Source organism: Bradyrhizobium sp. (assembly GCF_036009065.1).
Taxonomy (GTDB): Bacteria; Pseudomonadota; Alphaproteobacteria; order Rhizobiales; family Xanthobacteraceae; genus Bradyrhizobium.
This window is the reverse complement of sequence record NZ_DASYMN010000331.1, coordinates 1-1,793: the sequence shown is the minus strand read 5'-3', so window position 1 is coordinate 1,793 and position 1,793 is coordinate 1. Positions and strand designations below refer to the sequence as shown.

Sequence of the window (1,793 nt, the reverse complement as noted above, 5' to 3'; positions counted from 1 at the left end):
GCCGTGGCTGCTCGGTGAAAAAGGATGCCGCCGCCTACCGCCCCGAAGACCACACCTATCAGTAGCCACCGGCAACCGGGGCCACTCCGCTCTTGCGGGAGTTCATCCGTGTCGAATATCGATTTCATCAGTGATTACTCGGAGCGCCTAACGCCGCGCATCACGCGCCGCCCCAAGCCTATCCCGAAGCATGACATTGTTCGTGTCGGCGGTCGCGTGCATGCGCTTGTTAGACCGGCTCACAGCGCCGGCACGAGACATTCCGCGCATCGGGCTGGCGCGTTCAGCCGATCTAACGCCCGGCATCACCCGCCGCCCCGCATCTTTGCGGGAAGATGAGAGCCGTCGGGTCGGCGGTCGGGTGCATGCCGTTGTTAGATTTCGTTCGCCGCTCACCCACGACCCCACTTGCCCACGATTATCCCGATGATGACGCCCCCGACCACACCCAGAACGAGGATCGGCGCATACGCTTTCGTGATTATGGCATCCGGCAAGCTCAGGAGGAGGCCGAAGATCAGCCCTTGCGCCCAACCCGGCAGGGGCAGCCGCGCCGCGCCGATGACGAAGCCGATGGCGAAGCGGTTCAGGAACGCGCCCGCCAGAGCGGCCTGCTTATCGGGGAAGCCGAGCGGCAACATCGAGGCGGCCGACAGCGCGCCGTAGACGAGGCCGCAGATAGTTCCGAGCAGGAGTCGCGACATCGGGAGCCTCGACAATCGGTCTGATTTAATCAAGAAGAAATCTAACGCCCGGCATCACCCGCCGCCCCGCATCTCTGATTTAGATGAAATTCGTCGTGTCGGCGGTCGGGTGCATGCCGTTGTTATGCTGCGGCCTCTAAGTGAGGGCCACGGCCAACAATGCCTTCTCTACCGTCGCCGGCAGATTCACGGGATGGAAACGAGCTTCGTCAAAGGCATAATCTTCGCCGCTTTCGTCCACCACGCGAATCAGCCCCTCAGCCTCCGCCTCCTTGTCAGGGATGAAGCGGTACAGTTTCCCGACCTCAAGCGAGGCTTTGTAGCCTTCGTTGTTGAGGCAGACAACAAAATGCGTCGATGGTTTTTCTGCTCTCTTCATGGCTAATCTAAAAACGGCAACTTCAGCTTGAACTCCCTCTTCCCCACGCCGTGGGCTTCATACCAATGTACTTCAGCCAAACGTACCCGGCTACTGAGCAGACGCACTCTGGCAACGCCTTTCATTTTACGCCACCTACCTCTGCCATACTGTTTACGCAGGCGAGCGCGATCCCGAACACCCGTGCCGGCGGCAATGGTTTCAACGTCGGTAATGTCGCTGACGATCTCGAAGTCCATCGCAGGACATGATGTCAATTGTTCATGTGGGATTCAAGCAAGCAGCATAACGCCGCGCATCACGCGCCCGCCCGCAACTTCCGCTGATGATAACAAGGTTCGTGTCGCGGGTCGCGTGCATGCGCTTGTTAGATGGCGTCATCTTTAGCGCCCGCCCCGCAGCCCACGCCGTCCTGGACGACACGCGCCCCCCGCCATGCCTCCCGCCACCGGCTGCTCACGAGGTCAGGCCCTCCACCACGGCCGGCACCGCTTCGACCTCGCGCCTCCGCCACCCGCCACGCCCGCGCATCCAGCAGCAGAAATCTTCAGACCGCCCCAGCAATCTAACGCCGCGCATCACGCGCCGCCCCAAGCCTATCACGAGGCATGACATTGTTCGTGTCGGCGGTCGCGTGCATGCGCTTGTTAGACCGGCTCACAGCGCCGGCACGAGACATTCCGCGCATCGGGCTGGCGCGTTCAGCCGAT

General features: G+C 61.7%; 3 protein-coding genes. All 3 read right to left on the bottom strand.

Annotated elements, in window-relative coordinates; genetic code table 11:
* Positions 1-392 precede the first annotated feature (392 nt).
* Positions 393-704 (bottom strand): hypothetical protein, encoded by a 312-nt coding sequence (locus VGP39_RS20520; protein ID WP_327569925.1) that lies wholly within the window; start codon positions 702-704, stop codon positions 393-395.
* A 136-nt stretch (positions 705-840) separates the two neighbouring features.
* Entirely contained in the window at positions 841-1,083 is a 243-nt protein-coding gene (locus VGP39_RS20515) for a hypothetical protein (protein ID WP_327569924.1), read from the bottom strand.
* Between the two features lie 2 nt (positions 1,084-1,085).
* Positions 1,086-1,322, bottom strand: a complete 237-nt coding sequence (locus tag VGP39_RS20510; RefSeq protein WP_327569923.1) for a hypothetical protein — start codon at positions 1,320-1,322, stop codon at positions 1,086-1,088.
* Positions 1,323-1,793: the final 471 nt, after the last annotated feature.

Coding starts and splice junctions, on each gene's coding strand:
- VGP39_RS20520 (WP_327569925.1), bottom strand. CDS start 704: ATGTCGCGACTCCTGCTCGGAACTATCTGCGGCCTCGTCTACGGCGCG.
- VGP39_RS20515 (WP_327569924.1), bottom strand. CDS start 1,083: ATGAAGAGAGCAGAAAAACCATCGACGCATTTTGTTGTCTGCCTCAAC.
- VGP39_RS20510 (WP_327569923.1), bottom strand. CDS start 1,322: ATGGACTTCGAGATCGTCAGCGACATTACCGACGTTGAAACCATTGCC.